The following is a 24,765-nucleotide window of genomic DNA, read 5'->3' as shown; positions in this document are numbered from 1 at the left end:
CCGGAAGCAAAAATCACAGGGATCGAAAAATCACTGCCCATCAAAAATCACTGCGCATCAAAGCACGACAAGACGTCGCAGGCTAGCTGAGCCAAAACCCCGGCACCGCGGGCTCGAGTCGCCCGCCGGCGCGCACCGGCGCGACCTTCACCGCAAGCCCGGTCGCATCGTCGGTCTCGACCGCGACGCCGCTCAGCGTCGCAACGCCGCCGGCCGGCTCGAAGCGGCCGGAGGGAATGCCGGTGAGGAAACGCTGCAGCGGCTCCTCCTTCTGCATGCCGATCACCGAATCATAGTCGCCGGTCATGCCGGCATCGCTCATATAGGCGGTGCCGCCCGGCAGCACCTGATGATCGGCGGTCGGCACATGGGTATGGGTCCCGACCACGAGGCTGACGCGGCCGTCGCAGAAGAAACCGACGCCCTGCTTCTCGCTGGTGGCCTCGGCATGGAAATCGAGCACGATGGCGTCGGCGCCCTCGCGCAACGGGCAGGCCTCGAGCTCGCGCTCGATCGCGCTGAACGGATCGTTCGAGGACGGCTCCATGAAGACGCGGCCGATCGCGTTGAGGATCAGCGCGCGCTTGCCGCTCTTGGTGTCGACCAGCGTGGCGCCGCGGCCCGGCGAATGGCGCGGGAAATTCAGCGGCCGGATCAGGCGCGGCGCGCGCTCGATGAAGACCAGCGCCTCCTTCTGATTCCAGGCGTGGTTGCCGAGCGTGATCGCATCGGCGCCGGCATCGAGCAGCTCCTGATAGATCGCCTCGGTGATGCCGAAGCCGCCGGCGGCGTTCTCGCCATTGACGACGACGAGATCGAGCGACCAGTCCCTGATCATGCCGGGAAGATGGTCTGATATGGCGGTGCGGCCGGTCCTGCCGACCACGTCACCAACGAACAGAATACGCAAGGCTAGCCACTCCGGAAATCGAACGTCTTGCGCTCCGTTAGCACATAATCGAGCGGAACGTCGTGCGACAGCGCCGGAATGGCCTTGGTTTCCTGTGCAGCAAAGGCGACCCCCACCCCGATCACATGCTTGGCCTTGCGCAGATGTGCAAAGGTATAGTCGTAATAGCCGGCGCCGTAGCCGATGCGGTGGCCGAGCCTATCGAATGCCGCGAGCGGCACCAGCATGACGTCGGGATGCACCTCGGCGGCGGCCGGCGACGGCTCGGGAATGCCGAGCGGGCCGAGCATCAGACGGTCCTGCGGCGACCAGCTGCGGAAGGTCAGCGACTGGCCGCGCGCATTGATGCAGGGCAGCGCAAGCCGCGCCCCCTTTTCGGCAAGCTTCTTCATCAGCGGCGCCGGATCGAGTTCGCTGCGGATCGGCGCATAGCCCGAGACGATCATGCCTTGCGTGATCTCGAACGGCGCGCCGCGCTTGGCGAGCGCTTCGGCAGCGGCCGCGCGCTTCTCGTCGCTCAGCGCGTCGCGCTTGGCGAGGGCAAGCGCCCGAAGCTCGGCCTTCGATGGAGATGCGTGCATGATCCATCTTCCGCTGTCATCGTCCGCAAAACGCGAACGAGCCGGCACTCAGAAACGCTAGCATTCGTTTGACCAGGCCGCGGCGCACTGGACACCCCGCGAGGACCCTGCCAGCGGGCGAGCCGATGACGAGACCCATTGCGGTGAAACTGCACCACAATCAAACCGCCGCAGCGCGACGACAAGGCAACAGCAAAAATCAGTGCGAAGCCGCAGAGGCCGTTGGAGCGCTCGATCCCGGAGTTCCCTACGAAAGTAGGTGGGCACCATATGTCCGGGTCCACGGACCCGGCCAGGGACAGTTCCCTAAAGGATCGATAAGGCCCCGGGGATATATGGCTCCTGACGCACGACGCAGCTTCGCGAGGGCTAATCTAGCCATCGTTGATCCAATCCGCCAGCGGTAAGGAAGACGCAGTCCAAGCTCTCGTATGATCTTCCTCACCCTCCGCAGGGGCGCGCTGCCAAAACATCGAAAACAACCCCATGCAAAGGAGCCGGCGGCTTGCCGGCATTCGACACGGCAACTTGACATGTCGGGCAAATCAGCGGCACTATTCTAATATTCAGAAATTTTGCAGCCGCGCTCCGTCCCGCGCCATGGGAGGTGGCCGCAGCCATCTGCGATGGCCTGCCCACAAGACCAAAGCAAGATCACCCGATCGCGATGCCGCCGCCGATGGTGCGGTTGAGCACCTGCGTGGTGCGCTCGATCCGCTCGGCGGCGGCGTTGAGCGCGTTGGAGACCGCGGTCTGGGTGGCGCGGGCGCGGTCGGTGGCGGCGACGCGGGCATTGCGCAGCTGCTCGACCTCTTCCTCGAGGCTGCGGATCCGTGCGCCCGCATCGACCAGCTCGTCGCAGGCGGTGAGTGCCGCCATCACGGTGAGTCTGGCATCGCCGATCTCGCCGAACTTGCCGCGCAGCGATTCGACGCGCTGCTGGAGATTTTCCGCGAGCTTCAGGAGCCGCACCTCCTGGCCCTCCTCGCAGGCCATCCGGTATTGTCGGCCATTGATGGTGACGTTGATGTGGCTCATCTGCCTTCTCCGCCCTCGAGCACGGCGCGAATGGTGCCGATCGCCGCATCGAGCTTTTCCGCGATGTCGCGATTGACGCGCTCGAGCTTGCGCGTCTTCACCAGCGATCCGTCGAGCTCGTCGGCAAGCCTGGAGCGATCGGCGCCGAGCGCCTGGATCCGGCTTGCCAATTCGTTTTCGTCGCGGTCGGCTTCGCGGCGCCGCTCCACCGAACTCTCCAGCGCATCGAGCGCTGCCATCAGCCGCCTTGTCGCAGCATCGATATCGGCGAGCGGTGCCTCGGTATTGCCAGGGCCGTTGGCGAGACGATCACTCATGACACGCGGTGTGGACCCTTCAAATCGGCTAGCTGGAGGTAGCCTGGTGGAAACAGGCCTGCCGCACGGCAAAACTGGCGGTTCGGCAAGCGGTTAGCGGACGAAATTTACGTGGCAAGCGAGCCGAGCGCAACGGCGGCGCCAAACTATGCACCGTTCAATGAAATTGGGCCATTTTGAGCAACTTTTCCCCGTTTTGGGGCGTTTCAGCGCCTTGGACTTGCGGAATTGAGGTGCTAATCCACCCTCCAACCCGTAAGGCCATCCACGCGCGTATCGCGGCTCCCGCCCCGATGCGTCCAGCATTCAGCTCCTCATTCCAGGCGGACTTTTCATCATGACGCAGGTCGATCACACCCGTATGGCCAATGCGATCCGTGGCCTTGCCATGGACGCCGTCGAGAAGGCGAATTCCGGCCATCCCGGCCTGCCGATGGGCGCAGCCGACATCGCGACCGTCCTGTTCACCAAATTTCTGAAATTCGATGCCGCCGACACCGCATGGCCCGATCGCGACCGCTTCGTGCTGTCGGCCGGCCACGGCTCGATGCTGCTCTATGCCTTGCTGTACCTCACCGGCAACAAGGACATGACGCTCGACCAGCTCAAGCATTTCCGCCAGCTCGGATCGCTGACGCCGGGACACCCGGAGAATTTCCACACCAAGGGCATCGAGACCACCACCGGCCCGCTCGGCCAGGGCATTGCGACCGCTGTCGGCATGGCGCTCGCCGAGAAGATGCTCGCCGCAGAGTTCGGCAAGAAGATCGTCAACCACCACACCTATGTGCTCGCCTCCGACGGCGACCTGATGGAAGGCATCTCGCAGGAAGCGATCGCGCTGGCTGGTCACTGGCGCCTCAACAAGATGATCGTGCTGTACGACGACAACGGCATCTCGATCGACGGTCCGACCTCGATCTCCGATTCCGTCGACCAGGTGAAGCGCTTCAAGTCCGCGGGCTGGGCCGCCGAATTGATCGACGGCCATGATCCGCAGGCGATTGCCGCTGCGATCACCCGCGCTCAGAAATCCAGCAAGCCGTCGATGATCGCCTGCAAGACCACGATCGGCTTCGGCGCGCCGACCAGGGCCGGCACCGCGAAAGCGCATGGCGAGGCGCTCGGCGCCGCCGAGCTCAAGGGTGCCAAGGAGAAGCTCGGCATTTCGCTCGAGCCGTTCTCGGTGCCCGACGACGTGCTGAAGGCCTGGCGTGAGGCGGGTGCCCGCGGCGCCGCCGAGCACAAGGCCTGGAACGAGCAGTTCGCCCAGCTCGGCAACCGCAAGCGCGCCGAGTTCGAGCGCCGCCTGCGTCACGAGCGGCCGCAATCGCTCGCCAAGGGGCTGCGCGCCTTCAAGAAGGGCCTGTTGGAAAATCCACTCAACGTCGCCACCCGCAAATCGTCGGAAGCCGCGATCGAAGTGATCGCCGCCGCGATGCCGATGGAGTTCGTGGCCGGCTCCGCCGATCTCACCGGCTCCAACAACAACAAGGCGAAGTCGGCAGTGGCGTTCGCCGCCAAGACGCCGAAAGGCCGCTTCATCCATTACGGCATCCGCGAGCACGGCATGGCGGCGTGCCTCAACGGCATCTTCCTGCATGGCGGCTTCGCGCCGAACGGCGCCACCTTCCTGGTGTTCACCGACTATGCGCGCGGTGCGATCCGGCTGTCGGCGCTGATGGGCACCGGCGTGGTCTATGTGATGACCCATGATTCGATCGGCCTCGGCGAGGACGGTCCGACCCACCAGCCGGTCGAGCACCTTTCCGCGCTGCGCGCGATGCCCAACATGCGCGTGTTCCGTCCCTGCGACGCTGTCGAGACCGCCGAGTGCTGGGAACTGGCGCTCAACCGGATCGACGGGCCGACGGTGCTGGCGCTGACCCGCCAGAATCTGCCGCAGCTCCGCACCACGGCGCCGAACGACAACCCGTGCAGCCACGGCGCCTACGAGCTGGTCGCGGCGCAGGGTGACGCAAAAGTGTCATTGTTCGCCTCCGGTTCCGAGGTCCAGATCGCGGTCGAGGCGCAGAAGCAGCTCGCCGGGCGCGGCATCGCGACGCGGGTCGTCTCGGTCCCGTCGCTGGAATTGCTGCTGGCGCAGCCCGCCGAGCGGCAAAATGCCGTCATCGGCAACGCTCCGGTCAAGATCGCGATCGAGGCCGCGGTGCGTTGGGGCTGGGATGCCGTGATCGGCCGCGACGGCGAATTCGTCGGCATGCACGGTTTCGGCGCCAGCGCCCCCGCGAAGGACCTTTTCCCGCATTTCGGCATTACTGCGGAGGCCGTCGTTAACGCTGCCCTGAAGCGCCTGACGCTGGCCTGACACCCGCCGGTCGAAGGTTGAGCTTGCCGCGAAAAAGGATTACCAAAGCTCCATCTTTTCCGCTCGCGTCCGGCTGAACCGGGCGTTCCGCCGTAAAACCTCGTGGGACCACTCCCGCGGGGCCGGCAGTAGCTTTTAGAGGAGACACAGCATGGCAATCCGCGTCGCGATCAACGGGTTTGGGCGTATCGGCCGCAATGTGTTGCGCGCCATCGCCGAGTCCGGCCGCAAGGACATCGAGGTGGTCGGCATCAACGACCTCGGCCCGGTCGAGACCAACGCGCACCTGCTGCGCTTCGATTCCGTGCACGGCCGCTTTCCGGGCACCGTGACCGTCGACGGCGACTCGATCAGCGTCGGCGACAACAAGATCAAGGTCTCGGCCGAGCGCGATCCCTCCAAGCTGCCGTGGAAGGCCCTCGGCGTCGACATCGCACTGGAATGCACCGGCATCTTCACCGCCAAGGACAAGGCCTCGGCGCACCTCGCCGCCGGCGCCAAGCGCGTGCTGGTCTCGGCCCCGGCCGATGGCGCTGACGCCACCATCGTCTACGGTGTCAATCACGACACGCTGAACAAGGATCAACTCGTCGTCTCCAACGGCTCCTGCACCACCAACTGCCTCGCGCCGGTTGCCAAGGTGTTGAACGAGACGGTCGGCATCGAGACCGGCTTCATGACCACGATCCACGCCTATACCGGCGACCAGCCGACGCTCGACACCCTGCACAAGGATCTCTATCGCGGCCGCGCCGCGGCGATGTCGATGATCCCGACCTCGACCGGTGCCGCGAAGGCCATCGGCCTGGTGCTGCCGGAACTGAAGGGCAAGCTCGACGGCGTCTCGATCCGCGTGCCGACCCCGAACGTTTCGGTGATCGATCTGAAGATCGTCGCCAAGCGCTCCACCGACGCCAAGGAAATCAACGAGGCGATGAAGCGCGCCTCCGAGCAGCAGCTCAAGGGCATCCTCGGTTTCACCACCGCGCCGAACGTCTCGATCGACTTCAACCACGATCCGCACTCGGCCACCTTCCACATGGACCAGACCAAGGTGCAGAACGGCACGCTGGTGCGCGTGATGGCCTGGTACGACAATGAGTGGGGCTTCTCGAACCGCATGGCGGATACCGCCGTCGCGATCGGCAAGCTGATCTAAATTCGACTGTTCGTGATGCCCGGCCGAGCGCCGGGCATCTGCGTGTTTGCCCCCGCGTTCGCGACCTCAGCGGCCGCGACATCGGCAAGCGAAAGCGACGCCGTCCGCTGGACGGCTGTGTCCGGCCGCACAGGAACCGCCCATGACCAAATCGTTCCGCACCCTCGACGACGTCAACGTGAAGGGCAAGCGCGTGCTGCTGCGCGTCGACCTCAACGTTCCCATGGAAGGCGGCCGCGTCACCGACGCCACGCGGCTCGAGCGCGTTGCTCCCACCATCACCGAAATTTCCGACAAGGGCGGCAAGGTGATCCTGCTCGCGCATTTCGGCCGGCCCAAGGGACGCGATCCCAAGGACTCGCTGAAGCCGGTCGCCGAGGCGCTGTCGAAGGTGATCAAGCGCCCGGTCGCCTTCGCCGAGGATTGCATCGGCGAGCCCGCGGCCAACGCGGTTGCGGCCCTCAAGGACGGCGACATCCTCTGCCTCGAGAACACCCGCTTCCACAAGGAAGAGGAGAAGAACGACGCCGGCTTCGTCGCTGAACTGGCCAAGCTCGGCGACATCTGGGTCAACGACGCCTTCTCCGCCGCGCATCGCGCCCACGCCTCGACCGAAGGGCTCGGCCACAAGCTGCCGGCCTATGCCGGCCGCACCATGCAGGCCGAGCTCGACGCGCTCGGCAAGGCGCTGGAAGCACCGACCAAGCCCGTGATCGCGATCATCGGCGGCGCCAAGGTCTCGACCAAGATCGATCTGCTGGAAAACCTCGTGAACAAGGTCGACGCGCTGGTGATCGGCGGCGGCATGGCCAACACCTTCCTGCACGCGCAGGGCATCGCTGTCGGCAAGTCGCTGGCCGAAAAGGACCTCGCCGCGACCGCGCTGCGGATCATGGAGAAGGCCAATGCGGCGAATTGCGCGATCATCCTTCCCGTTGACGCCGTCGTCGCCAACCAGTTCGCCGCCAATGCGCCGTCGCACGCCTACGGCCTCGACGCGATCCCGGCCGACGGCATGATCCTCGACGTCGGTCCGCAATCGATCGCACGCATCCACGCCGCGATCGACGATGCCGCGACGCTGGTCTGGAACGGGCCGCTCGGCGCCTTCGAATTGACGCCGTTCGACCGCGGCACCGTGGTGTCGGCCAAGCATGCCGCCGAGCGCACCCGGGCCAAGAAGCTGATCTCGGTCGCCGGCGGCGGCGATACCGTTGCGGCGCTCAACCAGGCGGGCGTCGCCGGCGATTTTTCCTACGTCTCGACCGCGGGCGGCGCGTTTCTTGAATGGATGGAAGGCAAGCCGCTGCCGGGCGTCGAAGTGTTGAAAAACGGTTGATCCAGAGCATGATCCGGAAAAGTGTGAAGCGGTTTTCCGAAAAGATCATGCTCAAACAAGGAGCTAAAGCGCGATGACGATTCAACCTAATCTCATCGCGCCTCAAATCCGCGAACGCGCTTTACAGGGAGAAATGGAATGGCTCGCATAACATTGCGGCAACTGCTCGATCACGCGGCCGAGCATGATTACGGCGTACCTGCCTTCAACATCAACAACATGGAGCAGGCGCTGGCGATCATGGCCGCGGCCTCCGAGGTCGACGCGCCCGTCATCATCCAGGCCTCGCGCGGCGCGCGGTCCTACGCCAACGACGTCATGCTCAAGCACATGATGGACGCCGTCACCGAGATCTACCCGCAGATCCCGGTCTGCGTGCATCTCGACCACGGCAACGAGCCCGCCACCTGCATGACCGCGATCCAGGCCGGCTTCACCTCGGTCATGATGGACGGCTCGCTGAAGGCCGACGGCAAGACGCCGGGCGACTGGGACTACAATGTCGGCGTCACCAGGACCGTGACGGGCATGGCCCATCTCGGCGGCATCTCGGTGGAAGGCGAGCTCGGCGTGCTCGGCTCGCTCGAGACCGGCATGGGCGACAAGGAAGACGGCCACGGTGCCGAGGGCAAGCTGTCGCACGACCAGCTGCTGACCAATCCGGACGAGGCCGTGAAGTTCGTCAAGGAAACCAAGGTCGATGCGCTGGCGATCGCGATGGGCACCTCGCACGGCGCCTACAAATTCACCCGCAAGCCCGACGGCGACATCCTCGCCATGAACGTGATCGAGGAAATCCATCGCAAGCTGCCGAACACGCATCTCGTGATGCACGGCTCCTCGTCGGTGCCGCAGGAGCTGCAGGAGATCATCAACGCCAATGGCGGCAAGATGAAGCCGACCTGGGGCGTGCCGGTCGCCGAGATTCAGCGCGGCATCAAGAACGGCGTGCGCAAGATCAACATCGACACCGACAACCGGATGGCGATGACCGGCCAGATCCGCAAGGTGCTGAAGGACAATCCGGAAGAGTTCGATCCGCGCAAATACCTGAAGCCCGCGATGGAGGCGATGACCAAGCTGTGCAAGCAGCGCCTGCAGGAGTTCAACACCGCGGGCCAGGCCAGCAAGATCAAGAAGGTGCTGACCACGGCCGAAATGGCCAAGCGCTACGCGGCGGGCGCGCTCGACCCCAAGGTCGCGTAACGTATCCCTCCCTCTCCCCGCCCTTCGCGGGGAGAGGGTTGGGGTGAGAGGCTGCTTCCACGGGTGGTGAATGCGGTTAGACCTGTACCCCCTCACCCGGATTGCATCTAGCGATGCAATCCGACCTCTCCCGCAAGCGGGGCGAGGTGAACAGAGCAAGCCAAATTTACTTGCGATCCCGGCCGCGACGAACGTTTTCTAGGCATTTGCCCGAGAACCGCCTATTTTGGCTCGCAAAGGCAATGCGCTCTGGAGGACGCCTCATGAACCTCGCTGACCTCAACAAGATCGCCCTCGCCATGGTCACCCCGGGCAAGGGCATCCTCGCCGCCGACGAATCCTCCGGCACCATCAAGAGGCGGTTCGACGCCATCAAGGTCGATTCGACCGAAGACAATCGCCGCGACTATCGCGAGATGCTGTTCCGCTCGCAGGAGGCGATGAGCAAGTACATCTCCGGCGTTATCCTCTACGACGAGACGATCTGGCAGAATGCCAAGGACGGCACGCCGCTGATCAAGCTGATCGAGCAGGCAGGCAGCATCCCCGGCATCAAGGTCGACGAAGGCACCCAGGCGCTGCCGAACTGCCCCGGCGAGCTGGTCACCGTCGGCCTCGACAAGCTCGCCGAGCGGCTGAAGAAATATTACGACCGCGGGGCGCGCTTTGCGAAATGGCGCGCGGTGATCGACATCGGCTCGGGCGCTGGCGGCCGGGGCATTCCGACCATGACCGCGATCCGCGTCAACGCCCACGCGCTGGCGCGCTACGCCGCGCTGTGCCAGGCCGCGCAGATCGTCCCGATCGTCGAGCCCGAGGTGCTGATGGACGGCGATCACGACATCGACCGCTGCTATGAGGTGACGCAGCGCGTATTGAACCGCACCTTCCAGGAATTGCGGGTGCAGCGCGTCGCGCTGGAAGGCATGATCCTGAAGCCCAACATGGCGATCTCGGGCAAGAAATGCCCGAAGCAGGCGTCGGTGCAGGAAGTCGCCGAGAAGACCATCCGCCTGCTCAAGAGCTGCGTACCCGCCGCGGTGCCGGGCATCGCCTTCCTCTCCGGCGGACAGAGCGACGAGGAGGCGACCGCGCATCTCGACGCCATGAACAAGATCGGCCACCTGCCCTGGCGGCTCACCTTCTCCTATGGCCGTGCGCTGCAAGCGGCGCCGCAGAAGGCGTGGTCCGGCAAGCCCGACAATGTCCCGGCGGGCCAGCGCGCCTTCTCGCATCGCGCCCGCATGAACGGGCTGGCGAGCACCGGCAATTGGGAAGCCGGCCTCGAGAAACAGGCGGCATAGTTGGCCACCAAGCCCGTTCCGCCGCGGCCGGCGCCGCGCCTCTATCTGGCAACCCCGCCGGTCGACGAGCCCGCGCGGCTTGCGGCCGAGCTTGCCGACCTGCTTGCCGCGGCCGACGTCGCGGCCGTTCTGGTGCGGCTGCGCGAGACCGATCCGCGCAGCATGATCTCCACCGTCAAGGCGCTGGCGCCTGCGATCCAGAACGCGGGCGCGGCACTGCTGATCGACGGCCATCCCGACATCGTGGCGCGCGCCGGCGCCGACGGCGCGCATCTGACCGGCCTCGCCGCGATGGAAGAGGCGATGCCCTCGCTGAAGCCCGACCGCATCGCAGGCGTCGGCGGGCTCGCGACGCGCCACGATTCCATGGCCGCGGGCGAAGCGGGTGCCGATTATGTGCTGTTCGGCGAGCCCGACGCCAACGGACAGCGCCCCTCGCTTGAAGCGATCGCCGAGCGGCTGGAATGGTGGGACGAATTGTTCGAGCCGCCCTGCGTCGGCTTTGCGACCTCGCGCGAGGAGGCCGAGGCATTTGCCGCGGCCGGCGCGGATTTCGTGCTGGTCGGAGATTTCATCTGGTCCGATCCGCGCGGCGCCAGGACCGCACTCGCCGAGATCGGCGCAGCGATTGCACAGGCGCATGCCGGCACGTTGGGCCAGGCCAAGGCCGAGGGATGACGCCGGAATGAACCGCCTGCGTCCGATAGGTGTTGCGCTCGGCTGCATGATGCTGACGAGCGGCGCGATGGCGCAGCTCTCGATCACGCCGCCGGCACAGACGCCGCCCGCGAAGAAGGAGACGCCGAAAGAGAAGCCGAAGGTGCATGCGCCCGCCGCGAAGAAGCCCGCGCCGAAGCCCGCCGCCACACCAACGGCCACCCCGACGCCCTCGCCGACCCCGACGCCGGACGATCCCAATGTCGACCTCGTCTACGGCGCCTATCAGCGCGGCATGTACAAGACCGCCTTCGACCTCGCGATGGTGCGCGCCCAGAACAACAACGATGCCAAGGCAATGACGATGCTGGGCGAGCTCTATGCCAACGGGCTCGGCGTCAAGCGCGACTACGTCAAGGCAGACGACTGGTACAAGCGCGCATCCGATGCCGGCGACCGCGAGGCGATGTTCGCGCTCGCCATGATGCGAATCGCCGGCCGAGGCGGCACGGTGGACAAGGATTCCGCGGTCAAGCTGCTGGCTTCGTCGGCCAAGCTCGGCGAACCCAAGGCGGCCTATAATCTCGCTCTGCTCTATCTCGACGGCCAGACCCTGCCGCAGGACCTCAAGCGCTCCGCCGAGCTGTTGCGGATGGCCGCGGACGCCGGCAGCCCCGAGGCGCAATATGCGCTCGCGACCTTCTACAAGGAAGGCACCGGCGTGCCGAAGGACCTGGAGAAGGCGGCGCGGCTGCTGCAGGCCGCCTCGCTGGCCGACAACGTCGATGCCGAGGTCGAATATGCCATTGCGCTCTACAACGGCTCCGGTACGCCGCGGAACGTGCCGGCGGCAGTGGCGCTGCTGCGCAAGGCGGCCCGGCAGAACAGCGCGATCGCGCAAAACCGCCTCGCCCATGTACTGGCGACCGGCGCCGGCGCCCCGGTGGACAAGGTCGAAGCGCTGAAATGGCACACGGTTGCCAAGACCGCCGGCAAGGGCGACCCCGATCTCGACGACATCCTCGCCGATATGAGCCCGGAAGACCGCGCCAAGGGCGAGGCAGCCGCGCGAAAATGGATCGGAAACAACGTCAAATGACGCCTTGACGGGGCCGCCTCCAGAGGGCACCCAGTCCGGCAATCCAAGGCAGTGCCCCTCCCGCCCCGTCATCCTGAGGTGCGAGCGGAGCGAGCCTCGAAGGATGAACGGCCCGGCTGGTGGCCGTTCATCCTTCGAGACGCGCGGTCCGCGCTCCTCAGGATGACGGGACCACGTTTGGGCCGGTCCTCCAGCACAATCGCAAAGAAACCGTTCATCATGCTCTACTCCGCCCTCATCAATGTCATGGTCAAGGCCGCGCGCCGCGCCGGCCGCAGCCTCAAGCGCGACCTCGGCGAGATCGAACACCTCCAGGTGTCGCTGAAGGGGCCGGCGAACTTCGTCTCGCTCGCCGACAAGCGCGCCGAGGAGATGCTCTATACCGACCTCGAAAAGGCCCGGCCCGGCTACGGGTTCCTCGGCGAGGAAGGCGGCAAGCGCGAGGGCTCGGACAAGAGCCACACCTGGATCGTCGATCCCTTGGACGGCACCACCAACTTCCTGCACGGTATCCCGCAATTCGCGATCTCGATCGGGCTCCAGCGCGAAGACACGATCATCGCCGGCGTGATCTACAATCCCGCCAATGACGAGCTCTACATCGCCGAGCGCGGCAAGGGCGCGTTCCTCAACGACCAGCGGCTGCGCGTCGCCGGCCGCCGCCAGCTCAACGAATGCGTGGTCGCCTGCGGCCTGCCGCATATCGGCCGCGGCAATCACCAGTTGGCGCTGCAGGAGATGGCCGCGCTGCAGAACAAGGTCGCGGGCTTCCGCCGCTTCGGCGCCGCCTCGCTCGACCTCGCCTTCGTCGCCGCCGGCCGCCTCGACGGCTATTGGGAGCGCAATCTGCAGGCCTGGGACGTCGCAGCCGGCCTGCTGATGGTCCGCGAAGCCGGCGGCACCGTCTCCGGCATCCAGGGCAGTGACGACCCGCTGCAGACCGGCCACGTCGTCTGCGGCAACGAATTCGTGCACGGCGAGCTGATCAAGATCCTCAAGCCGCTCGGGCAATAGCGCGACGGCGCGATCTAATCGTCGTCGTCATCGTCATCGTCGTCTTCACCGCGAAATTCGCCGCCGAGCGTCAGACCCTCGATGGTGGTGGCACCCTTCGCCTTGACCACCCGGCGAAGCGGGACCGAACTCTCGCTTCGCAGCGCCTCCATCAGGTGCTCCGAATGGGTGACGATCCAGATGTCGGCGCGGCGCGACGCCTTGGCGATTAGCCTGGCCAACGGCGCCAGCAGCGATGGATGCAGGCTGGTCTCGGGCTCGTTCAGCGCGATGAACGGCGGCAGCCGATAGCCCATGAACACGGCGAGCAGGCAGATATATTTCAGCGTGCCGTCGGATAGTTCGTGTGCCTTGAACGGACGCGGCACGTCCGCTTGCCGCAGCTCAAACTCGCACCGCCCGTCTTCCGCCCATGCCCGGAGCTCGGCGCCCGGGAACGCGTCCTCGATCGCATCCTGCAGGTCGGCCGCATCTTGCCTGATCGCGCTGAGCGTTGCCAGGGCTGCAGCCAGATCGCCGCCGTCAGCGCTCAGCGACGGCGTCGTGATCGCGAGACACGGCTTTCGGATCGGCGACGCCGGATCGGTGCGGAAATCGTGATAGAAGCGCCAGCTCTGCAGCGCGTTTCGGATCAGGTCGATTTCGGGGCACGCTCTGCCTTCGAGGAAATCCGCGAGCGCGGTTTCCGACGGCAGCACCGCATCCTTGTGCTCGCTCCAGGCACCGCTCTCGCCGCGGACACTGACGTGCGAATTGGTCCGCTCCATCATCAGGACTTTCCGCTTGCCGTGGATCGCCTCGATGCGTTCGGACTTGATCATCGGCTCGCCGGGAAATGCCGCCTCGACCGGGCCCGGATGTCCGAGCTCGATCGCGTAGTTGACGTGATCGAATCTGACCTCCAACCGCAACCGCCCATCTTCACCCCGCCTGCGTATGCCGGACCAGCAGACCGAGTTCAATCCACCCTCGTCGGCGATCGTGCGCGTGATCCGGCCGGTCGCCGCGTCGCGCAGCAACGACAGGGACTTGTAGAGATTGGATTTGCCGACGCCGTTCTCGCCGACGAAGACCGACAGCGGTTGAATGGGCATGTGGAGCCGCCGAATGGAGCGATAATTCGAGATCGCAATGTCGGTCGGCCGCATCACATGCCCTCAATCCCCGGGTTGCCTGTACGCTCCCCGTTCAATCCAGAGATGCAATCTGGATTGGCCGGCCTGCGAAAGCAAGCCGCTGATCTGATCCGGACCGGTCGCGAACATCAATGACCGATCCGCGCCGGTGCCGGAGGGCCATACACCTCACCCTGCTCCGGCGCCTTCTCGCGATCACCGGCCAGCACGCGCTGCACGCTGACGAAGAACACCGGCACCAAGAGCAGCGCGAGGATCACGACGGCGATCATGCCGCCCATCACCGAGGTGCCGAGCGCCTGCTGGCTGGCACCGCCGGCACCGGTGGCGATCGCCATCGGCAGCACGCCGCAGACGAAGGCGAGACCGGTCATCAGGATCGGGCGGAAGCGCAGACTACATGCCTCGATGGTCGCCTCGACCAGCGGCTTGGCCTGCGCGCGCAGGTCCTTGGCGAACTCGATGATCAGGATCGCGTCCTTGGCGGCGAGGCCGATGATGGTGATCAGACCGACCGTGAAATAGACGTCGTTCGACAGCCCGCGCAGCGTCGCGGCCACCACCGCGCCGAGAATGCCGAGCGGAATCGTGAGCAGCACCGCGAGCGGAATGGTCCAGCTCTCGTAGAGCGCGGCGAGCAGCAGGGAACACCACCAGCACCGACAGCGCGAGCAGGAACGGCGCCTGCGAGCCCGACAGCTTCTCCTGCAGCGACTGGCCGGTCCACTCGTAGCCGAAGCCCCGCGGCAGCTTGTCGGCGAGCCGCTCCATCTCCGCGATCGCATCACCCGAGGTGAAGCCCGGCTTCGCCTCGCCGGAGATGCGCACCGCCGGATAGTAGTTGAAGCCCGCGATTTGAGTGGGCCCCTTCGTCCATTCGATGGTCGCGAAGGCCGAGAACGGCACCAGTTGGCCGCGGCTATTCTTGACGTTGTAATTGAGGATGTCGTCCGCGTTCATGCGGCTGGTCTTGTCGGCCTGCACGATGACGCGCTGCATGCGCCCGCGGTTCGGGAAGTCGTTGATGTAGTTCGAGCCGAGATTGGTCGAAATGGTATTGTTGATGTCCTCGAAGGTGAGGCCGAAGGCGCCCGCCTTCTCGCGGTCGATCATTAGATTGACCTGCGGCGCCGGCGGCAGGCCTTCGACATAGACCTTCTGCAACACGGGACTGGCATTGGCCTCGGCGATCAGGCGGTCGCTTGCTGCGATCAGCGCGGCATAGCCCTTCTGGCCGCGGTCCTGCAGGCGGAACGAGAAGCCCGAGGAGTTGCCGAGGTTGTCGATCGGCGGCGGCTGCAGCGCCGAGATCCTGGCATCACGGATCGACGCCAGGTCGCGGTTGATATCGGCAACGATCGCGGCAGCCGAATCCTTCGCGCCGCGCTCAGACCAGTCCTTCAGCGTGATGAAGGCCTGCGCGGTGTTCATGCCCTGGCCGAGGAAGCTGAAGCCGGTGAGGAACGTGACGTTCTCGATGCCGGCGCGATCCTTCAGGTACTTCTCGACCTGCTCGACCGCAGCTTCGGTGCGCGCATAGGACGACTCCGACGGCGTCTGCACGTCGGTCGTGATGAAGCCCTGGTCGTCGACCGGCAGGAAGCCGCCAGGCAGCCGCACGAAGCCGTAGGCGACGCCTGCGAACAACACGAGATAGATCAGCATCAAGCGGCCGGTACGCTTCAGCCCGGCCTGCACCGTGCGGACATAGCCGGCGCGGCTGGCATCGAGCATGCGATTGAAGGCGCCGAACACGCCCTTGCGGGCATGGCCGTGACCCTTCTCGACCGGCTTGAGCAACGTCGCGCACAGCGCCGGCGTCAGCGACAGCGCGAGCAGCGCCGAGAACGCGATCGCCGCCACCATGGTGACCGAGAACTGGCGGTAGATGATGCCGACCGAGCCGGGGAAGAACGCCATCGGCACGAACACCGCCATCAGCACCAGCGTGATGCCGATGATGGCGCCTGATATCTGCGACATCGCCTTCTTGGTGGCTTCCTTCGGCGGCAGGCCCTCTTCGGCCATGATGCGTTCGACGTTCTCAACCACGACGATGGCGTCGTCGACCAGGATGCCGACCGCCAGCACCATGCCGAACATGGTCAGCATGTTGATCGAGAAGCCCGCGATCATCAGCGTGGCGCAGGCGCCCAGCAGCGCCACCGGAACCACGATGGTCGGAATGATGGTGTAGCGGATGTTCTGTAGAAATAAGAACATCACGATGAACACCAGCACCACCGCCTCGACCAGCGTCATCAGGACCTTCTCGATCGAGGCCTTCACGACGGGCGTGATGTTGTAGGGAATTTCGTAGGAGATATTGGCCGGGAAGAAGCGCGACAGCTCCTTCATCTTGGCTTCGACCGCGCTCGCGGTCGCCAGCGCATTGCCCTTCGGCGACAGCAGCACCGAGAGGCCGGCCGTCGGCTTGCCGTCGAGGCGGGTGTTGAACTGATAGCTGAGGCCGCCGATCTCGATCCGCGCGACGTCACGCAGGCGGACCGTCGAGCCGTCGGCATTGGCGCGCAGGATGATGGCGCCGAACTCGTCGGGCGAGGAGAGCTGGCCCTTGACCAGCACCTGCGCGGAAATCTTCTGGGTGTCGGTGCTCGGCTCGGCGCCGATGCTGCCGGAGGCAACCTGGGCATTCTGCGCCGTGATCGCCCGGTTGACGTCGTCGGCGGACAGGCCATAGCCGACCAGCTTGGCCGGATCGATCCAGATGCGCAGCGAACGCTCGGTGGAATACAGCGTGGCGCGGCCGACGCCGGGGATGCGGCGCACCTCGCCCAGCACGTTGCGGATCATGAAGTCGCCGAGGCCCACTTCATCCAGCGAGCCGTCGGTCGAGTTCAGGGTGATGATCTGCAGCACCGCGGAGGAGGCTTCCTCGACCAGGATGCCCTGCTGGATCACCGCGCGCGGCAACCGCGCCTCGACGCGCTTGAGGCGGTTCTGCACCTCGACCGAGGCCTGGCTGGTGTCGGTGCCCGGCTTGAAGTTGGCGATGATCTCGACCTGGCCGAGCGAGTCGGAGGTCGATTCGAAGTTCAGGATGTTGGCGGCGCCGTTGAGCTCCTCCTCGATCAGCCGCGTCACGCTGTTGTAGAGGTTCTCCGGCGACGCGCCGGGATAGCTCGTCGAAATCGAGATCGAGGGCGGCGCGATGATCGGATACTGCGCGACCGCAAGCAACGGAATCGATATCGCGCCGATCAGACAGATGAACAGCGCGACGACCCAGGCGAAGACCGGCCTGTCGATGAAGAAGCTGGGCATGTCGGATCACCGCACCGCGTGCGCGGTCTGCTGCGAATCCGTTGCCGCAGCAGCGTCGATCTCATGCCAGGCCAGCGGCCGCACCTTGTCGCCGGCGGCGAATTTCTGGAAACCCTCGACGACGACCTTGTCCCCGGCCTTGAGGCCTTCGGTCACGAACCATTGGCCGCCCTGCAGCGAGCCGGTGCGCACCGGCTGCACCGCGACGTGATTGTCGGCCTTGACGACGAACACCTCGCTGCCGCCGCCGCCATTGCGCTGGATCGCCTGCTGCGGCACGGCGATCGCATCCGAGTCGATGCCCTGCTCGATCTGCACGCGGACATACATGCCCGGCAGCAGGATGCGGTGCGGATTCGGGAACTCGCCGCGCAGGGTCACCTGCCCGGTATAGGCGTCGACCTTGGCGTCGGAGAACAACAGCTTGCCGGGCAGCGGATAGATCGAGCCGTCGTCGAGCACAAGACGCACCTTCATCGCGTCGGCCTCGATGCGGTCGAGATCGCCGCTCTCGTAGGCGCGGCGCAGCTGGTTCATCTCGGTGACCGACTGCTGGAAGTCGGCATAGATCGGATCGAGCTGCTGGATGGTCGCAAGGCTCGCGGCGTCGTTCTGCACGACGAGCGCGCCTTCGCTGATCACAGCAGCACCGATGATGCCGTCGATCGGCGCACGGATCGTCGCATAGTCCAGATTGAGTTTCGCGCGCGCGACGTCGGCTTCGCGGCCCTGCACGTCGGCTTCGGCCTGCTTCAGGTTGGCGATCGCCTTCTCGTTCTCGGCCTCCGAGGTCGCGCGCTGGTTGGTGAGGGTGGCGATACGGCGGGCCTGCAGCGAGGTCTGCTCGAGCACGGCCTTGGCGCGCGCCAGCGCCGCCTCGGTCGACTGCAATTCGACCTCGAACGGGCGTGGATCGATCTGGTACAGCGGATCGCCGACCTTCACCTCGCTGCCCTGATGGAACATGCGGTTGACGACGATGCCGGAGACGCGCGGGCGCACCTCTGACACGCGGGTCGGCGCGATGCGGCCCGGCAGCTCGCGCACCATCGCGCGCGCCTGCTGCTTCACGGTGACGACACTGACGTCCCGCTCGGGTGCTTGTACGGCGGCGGTCGCGGAGTTCGGCTCGTCGCAGCTAGCAAGCAGTGGCGCCGTCACGGCCAGCATCAGAGCAATGCATGCCGATTGCGCGCGAAGTCCAGACATTGAGATGATCGCCCCTGAGAGGTTTGAACAAACGAACGGCGGTGTCACGGCGACAGCGCTCGCGTTGCTACGGTGAAAATAAAATCTCGTTGCTGCGACGCAATGCGTTTCTTGGCGGCTCATTGTCACAGAACGCTATCGCCCTGATTTCGCGGCATGTTTTATCGGGTCACTGCATTGTGAGCGGGTTCCATCGCAGGCTGTGGGAATGCGTTAAGGACTGCGTGAGCGGGAACAGGTCATTTGCCTGCGCAGGAATGCCGCACCTCGCGACATCAGGCGGCGATCCGGCCGAACCACCGCGCATCGCGCGCACCTCGTCCAACGATGCGTGCAACCCGGCCCCGTCTCGCGATCTGCGGGTGGGACCTCGGGCCCGCGCGAGCGTTGATCCGTAGACCGGCCGCGACGCTGCGCAAAGCGGCAACACTCCGCCCAATCTCAACCCAAGGTCTGCCATCCGCCTCTGGATTCGGCTTTCCTCACTGCACCGCTGTGCCATATTGCTGACAGATGCGGCCTTCGCGAACGGATGACCCGGCAATGCCCCCTTCCCGCTCCGAGATGGAGATCGAACTGAGCAAGCTGTCCTCGCCCAGGATCTTCCTGGTGCGGATGCTGGTGTTCCTGGTGCTCTGCGGCCTGGTCGGGGTCGTGCTGTACAAGCAGATCGTCACCGCCTTCTTCGCCAATCCCGGGCTGAACGCCCTGATCGGCGCCGTGCTGCTGATCGGCATCATCCTGGCGTTCCGCCAGGTGATCCGGCTGTATCCCGAGGTCGCCTGGGTCAACAATTTCCGCATTGCCGATCCCGGCCTTGCGATCGAGCGCCGCCCGACCCTGCTTGCCCCGATGGCCGCGATCCTCGGCGGCGAGCGCACCGGGCGGATGTCGATCTCGCAGCAGACCATGCGGCATCTGCTCGATTCGATCGCAACCCGCCTGGATGAAGCCCGCGACATCTCGCGCTACATGACCGGCCTGCTGGTGTTCCTCGGCCTGCTCGGCACCTTTTGGGGCCTGATCGAGACGGTCGGCTCGGTCGGCAAGGTGATCGACGGGCTCAAGGTCGGCGGCGACGCCGGCGCGCTGTTCGATACGCTGAAGGAGGGCCTCGCCGCCCCGCTCGGCGGCATGGGCATTTCGTTCTCGTCCTCGCTGTTCGGCCTCGCCGGCTCGCTGATCCTCGGCTTCCTCGACCTGCAATCGAGCCAGGCCCAGAACCGCTTCTACACCGACCTCGAGGACTGGCTCGCCACCACCGTGCGCGGCATTTCCGGCGAGGGCGTCGGCGCCGGCGGTGCCGACCTGCAGGGCGCCATCGACCGGCTGCGTGCCACCTTCGAGGAAGGTGGCGCCGGCGGCGGCCGCGGCACCACGGCCGCGATGGCCAATCTTGCCGAGGCGATCCAGGGTCTGGTTGCGCATATGCGCACCGAGCAGCAGATGATCCGCGAATGGGCCGACGGCCAGGGCGAGCAGAACCGCGAGATCAAGCGGCTGCTCGAGCGCCTCGCCCGCCAGCCCGAGAAGAGCTGAGCCACGGAGGCCAACGTGCTGGACCACGTGACCATCGGCATCAGCGATATCGAGCGGTCCAAGACCTTCTACGATGCGGCCTTGCGTCCTCTCGGCATCACCCGCCTGTATGCCGAGGGGGCCGAGTTTGCAGGCTATGGCGTGCGTCCAAAAGCCTTCTTCTGGATCGGCCGGCGCGCTACACCGCAGACCGGCGCCCACATTGCCTTCACGGCAAACGATCGTGTCACCGTCGATCGCTTCTATGACGACGCGATCAAGGGCGGCGGCAGGGACAACGGGCGCCCCGGAATTCGGCCGCACTATCATGCAAACTACTACGGCGCTTTCGTCCTCGATCCCGACGGTCACAATATCGAAGCCGTCTGCCACGCGCCGCAGGACTGACGGCAACAGATAAAGGGAAACCGAATGGCCCTCGCCCGCTCGCGCCGCAGCGAATCCGGCTTCAACTACTGGCCCGGCTTTGTCGACGCGCTGTCGACGCTGGTGCTGTCGATCGTGTTCCTGCTGTCGGTGTTCCTCGTCGTGCAGTTCTTCCTGTCGCAGGAGGTCACCGGCAAGGACAAGGCGCTGGAGCAGCTCAACGCCAAGATCGCCCAGCTCAACGAGCTGTTGTCGCTGGAGAAGCTCTCCAAGCTGACGCTCGACGACCAGGTGTCGCAGCTGCGCGCCGGGCTCGCCTCGGCCGAGAGCGAGCGTGACCGCATGAAGGGGCTCTATGAGGGGCTCGCCAATTCCGGCAATGACGCGCAGGGCCGCGCCAACGAACTCAACAAGGCGCTGGAGTCCGAGAAGAGCGTGTCGTCGCGCGCGCTGGCGCAGATCGAGGTGCTGAACCAGCAGATCAGCGCGCTGCGCCGCCAGCTCGCGGCGCTCGAGGAAGCGCTCGACGCCTCCGAGAAGCGCGATAAGGAATCGCAGAGCCGGATCGCCGATCTCGGCTCGCGCCTGAACGTCGCGCTGGCGCAAAGGGTGCAGGAATTGTCGAAATACCGCTCGGAATTCTTCGGCCGGCTGCGCGCCATCCTCGGCAACCGTCCTGACATCCGCATCGTCGGCGACCGCTTCGTGTTCCAGTCCGAAGTGTTCTTCGATACCGGCCAGGCAACGCTGCTGCCTGAAGGCAAGACCGAGCTCGACACCGTGGCGAACGCGCTGATCGATCTCGACAAGCAAATCCCCCCCGAAATCGCCTGGGTGCTGCGGGTCGACGGCCACACCGACGTGCGGCCGATCAACAGCCCGCTGTTCAAATCGAACTGGGAGCTGTCCTCCGCGCGCGCGATCTCGGTGGTGCAGTATCTGGTCTCGCTCGGCGTGCCGGCGCAGCGCCTGGTCGCGGCCGGCTTCGCCGAATTCCAGCCGCTCGACACCGCGCAGACCGAAGATGCCTACAAGCGCAACCGCCGCATCGAGCTGAAGCTGACGGAACGCTAGGTGGCACACGCCTTCGCGCTCCGCTTTCGCCAGGACGACACTGATGTGTTGCACCGCCTACTTCCACAATCGTCGTCCCTGCGAAAGCAGGGACCCAACCACAGGGTCGGGTTGTCGAAGCGAGCTGTGGCCCCAGCGTCGCGCAACAATTGCCATTTGTGGTTGGGTCCCGGGTCAAGCCCCATAGGCGCTAAGATAGTTTGATCATTGCCTGATAGCGGCGCTTGCGTCTGGGGGGCTCGCGCAGATGTCGCCGGAGAGCACGGCTTGCTCTGCGCAGACAAGCGATCGTGGGTTGGGGAATGACGGCTTGGAGCAATGAGGCGATGAGCTGACGTAGCAGGCGCCATGCGGAAGGTCCGGTCAGGCGGCTTCGTCCAAGCGGGGAGAGTCCTCGAGTTCGTCGACCAACGGCTCGAGCAGTAGAGTGATCAGCAGGTGAGCGAGGATATGGGGTTTAGCGGACCGCTGGTCAGTTCCGGGAGGTCCCTTCAAGCCAATCAAGCTCTTCAGCCGCTTGAAGCCGAGCTCAATCCGCCATCGCAACCGGTAGAGGGCAATGACGTCAGCAGCCGTGAAGTCCTCGCCCTTGAGCGAGGTCGCCAGGATTACCCAATCTGCGGCCTCAAGCGTTTGCCTGGAGAGTTGATGGCCTCCCTTCTGGGCTGTCCTGCGTGCCTTGCGTCGCGCCTCCGCGGCCGCATGCGCCGGCTTTTTGACCGCAACCAAGCGCACAGCAAGCGGTTGCGCACCGGACTTGCGCTCTATCCAGATCGGTCGATCGATCATGCCGCCTGCCAAGGCCTTGCGCAGCTCTGCGATGAGATCGACAAGGTTGCCGTTGCGATCCAGCCAACGCGCGCTCTTCCAGCCCGCGCGGATCACGAAGTCCGCGCCGGCATCGACCAGATGCGCCTTGCGCTCTGGTTGCAGGTAGGCACGGTCGGCAAGACGGATCTCGCCGGCAGTCACGGGTATCCGATCCAGTGTCTCGCCTGCGCCCTCATCGGTCAGCTCGAAGTGCCCAAAGCGCTCTTGCGGAAGATCGAACGCACTGTGGATACGCCACACTGCGTTGTTTTGCCTGCCCTCGGTTCCGGCTTTGGGGACCGTCGTGGCGTCAACGATGCGGATCAGCCGACCGCGGCTTGCCTTCGGCGCACCACTCGCAAGTGCCTGACCTATCAGTTGCGCCAGCCAATCTCCGGACTGACGCAAGCGATACAACAGAGCCACGTTGGAGATGTCGACAAGGCCCACCGACGTCGCCCACGCCGCCGTCAGCCGCAAACCCCGCGTGCCCAGACAATACGCAAGGATCAGCCGCAGCAAATCAACCGCATTGGTGATCTCGCGCGGACGAACAAACGCCTTCGTCTCGCGCGCGCCAACCTCCAGAGCCTCAGCCCCACCAAGCCGAGCAACAACACGCGCCCAGTCTTCGTTCACAAGCGATTCGTGTCTCATCCCTTCTTGGAATCACATACAAATTCAACGCGCAAATCCTATTTTAGCGCCTATGGGGTCAAGCCCGGGACGACATTGAGTGTGCGGCACGGCCTGCATCCGCTCTCGTCGTCCCTGCGAAAGCAGGGACCCATCACCACAGGGGTGTGTTGTTGAAGAGGGCTGTGGCCCCGGCGTCGCGCAGCAATTGCCATTTGTGGTTATGGGTCCCGGGTCAAGCCCGGGACGACATCGAATGTGTGGCACGGCCTACTTCCACAATCGTCGTCCCTGCGAAAGCAGGGACCCAACCACCGTTGCCTGTCGCTGCACGGGCTGGGGCCGCAGCTCGGCCGAGCAGCGATGATTGGTGGTTGATGGTGTGGACGGCCCCCTACGGCATCAGTGTGCCAGAATGAGGTTGTTACAAATCTCAGACATGGGAGCCGTCCGTGAACCAGATTATCCGCATTGGGATGGATACGTCGAAGCATATTTTTGTGCTGCATGGGGTTGATGCGTCCGAGCAGCCGGTCTTACGCAAGAAGCTTTCGCGCAAACTCGTGCTGGAGTTCTTCGCCAAATTGCCGCCGACGGTGATCGGGATGGAGGCCTGCGGGGCGTCGCAATATTGGGCGCGAGAGCTTTCCAGGCTGGGCCATGAGGTGAAGCTGATGGCACCGCAATTGGTGAAGCCCTACGTGATGCGGAACAAGAATGACGGGCGAGACGCAGAAGGCCTGTGTGAGGCGATGAGCCGGCCGAGCATGCGCTTTGTGCCGGTGAAAAGCGCCGAGCAGCAGGCTGCGCTGATGCTGATGGGGGTCCGCGACGGACTGATCGCCCGGCGCACCCAATTGACCAACACGATCCGCGGCCATGCGGCGGAGTATGGCCTGATCGCGCCCAAGGGGCTGGAGGCGATCGAACCGCTGCTGGCGCGGATCGCGCAGGACGAGACGCTTCCCGCTCTGGCGCGCGAGCTGTTTGCCATGCTGGGCCGGGAGTGCGTCAGGCTCGAGGACGAGTTGGAGGCGGTTGAGGCCAAGCTGATGGCCTGGCACCGCGGCGATGCCACGGGCCGGCGCCTGGCGCAGATTCCGTCGATCGGTCCGATCATTGCAACGATGCTGGTGATGAAGACACCTGATCCGGCCGCGTTCCGCTCAGGTCGTCACTTTGCGGCTTGGCTCGGCCTCACGCCCAAGGACCACTCCACCGCAGGCAAGACCAGGCTTGGCAAGATCACGCGGGCGGGCGATGAGGACCTGCGCCGTCTGCTGGTCGTCGGGGCCACGGCGGTGATCCAGCAGGCCAGGCGCGGACGCGGTCATCACTCGCGCTGGCTACTGGCGCTGATCAAGCGCAAGCCGCCGAAGCTTGCGGCCGTAGCGCTTGCCAACAAGGTGGCGCGCATCGCCTGGAAGCTGATGGTGACGGGTGAGAGTTATGACGCCGCACGGCTGAATGCCGCTACGACGGGTACCGCTTAACAGATTGGCCGGCCGGCGGGCTCGCTCGTCAGCCGACCCGGAGCTGCAAGAGCAGATGGAGCGATCGATCGAGCAACGATGCGAGACAATCCGTGGGACCCATCGGCCGTCAACAGGTCGCGTGGTTGTTTGGAACTCGCATCGCGCAAACCATCTTGGCCAGCGATTCATTCGATTGCACTCAACAGGCCGGACATATGGATGCAAGCGATCCGATCAATCCCAGAAAGCTCTTGTGCCACGGGGGCCGTCCACATATGGGTC

At 65.2% G+C, this 24,765-nt stretch carries 19 protein-coding genes, 1 other RNA gene and 1 pseudogene; 12 read left to right on the top strand and 9 right to left on the bottom strand.

Annotated features, from left to right (window positions below; translation table 11 throughout):
- Positions 1–82: 82 nt before the first annotated feature.
- The 5 genes from ACVW1C_RS25360 to ACVW1C_RS25340 all read right to left on the bottom strand — a co-directional run bounded on the left by ACVW1C_RS25360 (position 83) and on the right by ACVW1C_RS25340 (position 2,846).
- Positions 83–910: a TIGR00282 family metallophosphoesterase gene (locus ACVW1C_RS25360; RefSeq protein WP_456760729.1), complete on the bottom strand. Its 828-nt coding sequence runs from the start codon at positions 908–910 to the stop codon at positions 83–85.
- Positions 911–912: 2 nt separating this feature from the next.
- On the bottom strand, positions 913–1,491 hold the full coding sequence (locus ACVW1C_RS25355) for a 5-formyltetrahydrofolate cyclo-ligase (RefSeq protein WP_456760728.1): 579 nt from the start codon (positions 1,489–1,491) through the stop codon (positions 913–915).
- A gap of 203 nt (positions 1,492–1,694) precedes the next feature.
- Positions 1,695–1,855: non-coding RNA, 6S RNA (ssrS, locus tag ACVW1C_RS25350), on the bottom strand.
- 290 nt (positions 1,856–2,145) lie between these two features.
- The gene (locus tag ACVW1C_RS25345) at positions 2,146–2,529 is read right to left on the bottom strand and encodes a cell division protein ZapA (RefSeq protein ID WP_342724566.1); all 384 of its coding nucleotides are present in this window, start codon (positions 2,527–2,529) and stop codon (positions 2,146–2,148) included.
- Positions 2,526–2,846 (bottom strand): DUF4164 domain-containing protein, encoded by a 321-nt coding sequence (locus ACVW1C_RS25340; protein WP_456760727.1) that lies wholly within the window; start codon positions 2,844–2,846, stop codon positions 2,526–2,528. Before ACVW1C_RS25340 ends, ACVW1C_RS25345 begins: the two co-directional genes overlap by 4 nt.
- Positions 2,847–3,183: 337 nt before the next feature.
- Here ACVW1C_RS25340 and tkt point away from each other — a divergent pair, with 337 nt between their 5' ends.
- The 8 genes from tkt to ACVW1C_RS25300 all read left to right on the top strand — a co-directional run bounded on the left by tkt (position 3,184) and on the right by ACVW1C_RS25300 (position 12,953).
- Entirely contained in the window at positions 3,184–5,175 is a 1,992-nt protein-coding gene (gene tkt / locus ACVW1C_RS25335) for a transketolase (protein WP_456760726.1), read from the top strand.
- A 151-nt stretch (positions 5,176–5,326) separates the two neighbouring features.
- A complete protein-coding gene (gene gap / locus ACVW1C_RS25330) occupies positions 5,327–6,334 on the top strand; it encodes a type I glyceraldehyde-3-phosphate dehydrogenase (protein WP_456657823.1) in 1,008 nt (335 codons plus the stop codon).
- Positions 6,335–6,476: 142 nt separating this feature from the next.
- Positions 6,477–7,673 (top strand): phosphoglycerate kinase, encoded by a 1,197-nt coding sequence (locus tag ACVW1C_RS25325; RefSeq protein WP_456760725.1) that lies wholly within the window; start codon positions 6,477–6,479, stop codon positions 7,671–7,673.
- 138 nt (positions 7,674–7,811) lie between these two features.
- Positions 7,812–8,879 carry a class II fructose-bisphosphate aldolase gene (gene fba, locus ACVW1C_RS25320; protein ID WP_097673655.1) on the top strand — a complete coding sequence of 356 codons (1,068 nt, stop codon included), beginning with the start codon at positions 7,812–7,814 and terminating at the stop codon, positions 8,877–8,879.
- Between the two features lie 263 nt (positions 8,880–9,142).
- On the top strand, positions 9,143–10,183 hold the full coding sequence (locus tag ACVW1C_RS25315) for a class I fructose-bisphosphate aldolase (protein WP_456760724.1): 1,041 nt from the start codon (positions 9,143–9,145) through the stop codon (positions 10,181–10,183).
- Positions 10,184–10,861: a thiamine phosphate synthase gene (locus ACVW1C_RS25310; RefSeq protein WP_456760723.1), complete on the top strand. Its 678-nt coding sequence runs from the start codon at positions 10,184–10,186 to the stop codon at positions 10,859–10,861.
- Positions 10,862–10,868: 7 nt separating this feature from the next.
- A complete protein-coding gene (locus ACVW1C_RS25305; RefSeq protein ID WP_456760722.1) occupies positions 10,869–11,939 on the top strand; it encodes a tetratricopeptide repeat protein in 1,071 nt (356 codons plus the stop codon).
- Positions 11,940–12,158: 219 nt separating this feature from the next.
- The gene (locus ACVW1C_RS25300) at positions 12,159–12,953 is read left to right on the top strand and encodes an inositol monophosphatase family protein (RefSeq protein WP_173638789.1); all 795 of its coding nucleotides are present in this window, start codon (positions 12,159–12,161) and stop codon (positions 12,951–12,953) included.
- 14 nt (positions 12,954–12,967) lie between these two features.
- On the opposite strand, the gene ACVW1C_RS25295 is transcribed toward ACVW1C_RS25300, so the two are convergent.
- The 3 genes and pseudogenes from ACVW1C_RS25295 to ACVW1C_RS25285 form a co-directional block, all read right to left on the bottom strand.
- On the bottom strand, positions 12,968–14,101 hold the full coding sequence (locus tag ACVW1C_RS25295) for an AAA family ATPase (protein ID WP_456760721.1): 1,134 nt from the start codon (positions 14,099–14,101) through the stop codon (positions 12,968–12,970).
- A gap of 116 nt (positions 14,102–14,217) precedes the next feature.
- Positions 14,218–17,374, bottom strand: a pseudogene (locus tag ACVW1C_RS25290) (multidrug efflux RND transporter permease subunit).
- Between the two features lie 6 nt (positions 17,375–17,380).
- A complete protein-coding gene (locus ACVW1C_RS25285; RefSeq protein ID WP_456760720.1) occupies positions 17,381–18,583 on the bottom strand; it encodes an efflux RND transporter periplasmic adaptor subunit in 1,203 nt (400 codons plus the stop codon).
- A gap of 543 nt (positions 18,584–19,126) precedes the next feature.
- Here ACVW1C_RS25285 and ACVW1C_RS25280 point away from each other — a divergent pair.
- From ACVW1C_RS25280 to ACVW1C_RS25270, 3 genes are read left to right on the top strand one after another with little or no spacing between them, the layout of a single operon-like run.
- Entirely contained in the window at positions 19,127–20,122 is a 996-nt protein-coding gene (locus tag ACVW1C_RS25280; RefSeq protein WP_456760719.1) for a flagellar motor protein MotA, read from the top strand.
- 15 nt (positions 20,123–20,137) lie between these two features.
- Complete coding sequence (locus tag ACVW1C_RS25275) at positions 20,138–20,509, top strand: VOC family protein (protein WP_456760718.1); 372 nt, start codon at positions 20,138–20,140, stop codon at positions 20,507–20,509.
- Positions 20,510–20,533: 24 nt separating this feature from the next.
- On the top strand, positions 20,534–21,562 hold the full coding sequence (locus tag ACVW1C_RS25270; RefSeq protein ID WP_456760717.1) for a peptidoglycan -binding protein: 1,029 nt from the start codon (positions 20,534–20,536) through the stop codon (positions 21,560–21,562).
- Between the two features lie 363 nt (positions 21,563–21,925).
- On the opposite strand, the gene ACVW1C_RS25265 is transcribed toward ACVW1C_RS25270, so the two are convergent.
- On the bottom strand, positions 21,926–23,011 hold the full coding sequence (locus ACVW1C_RS25265; protein ID WP_456757913.1) for an IS4 family transposase: 1,086 nt from the start codon (positions 23,009–23,011) through the stop codon (positions 21,926–21,928).
- A gap of 449 nt (positions 23,012–23,460) precedes the next feature.
- On the opposite strand from ACVW1C_RS25265, the gene ACVW1C_RS25260 reads away from it, so the two are divergent.
- The gene (locus ACVW1C_RS25260) at positions 23,461–24,501 is read left to right on the top strand and encodes an IS110 family RNA-guided transposase (RefSeq protein WP_456759367.1); all 1,041 of its coding nucleotides are present in this window, start codon (positions 23,461–23,463) and stop codon (positions 24,499–24,501) included.
- Positions 24,502–24,765 lie beyond the last annotated feature (264 nt).

The sequence above is a fragment of the Bradyrhizobium sp. USDA 4011 genome, from assembly GCF_054063415.1.
The sequence above is the reverse complement of the archived record's forward strand: the minus strand, read 5'-3'. Positions and strand labels throughout refer to the sequence as shown.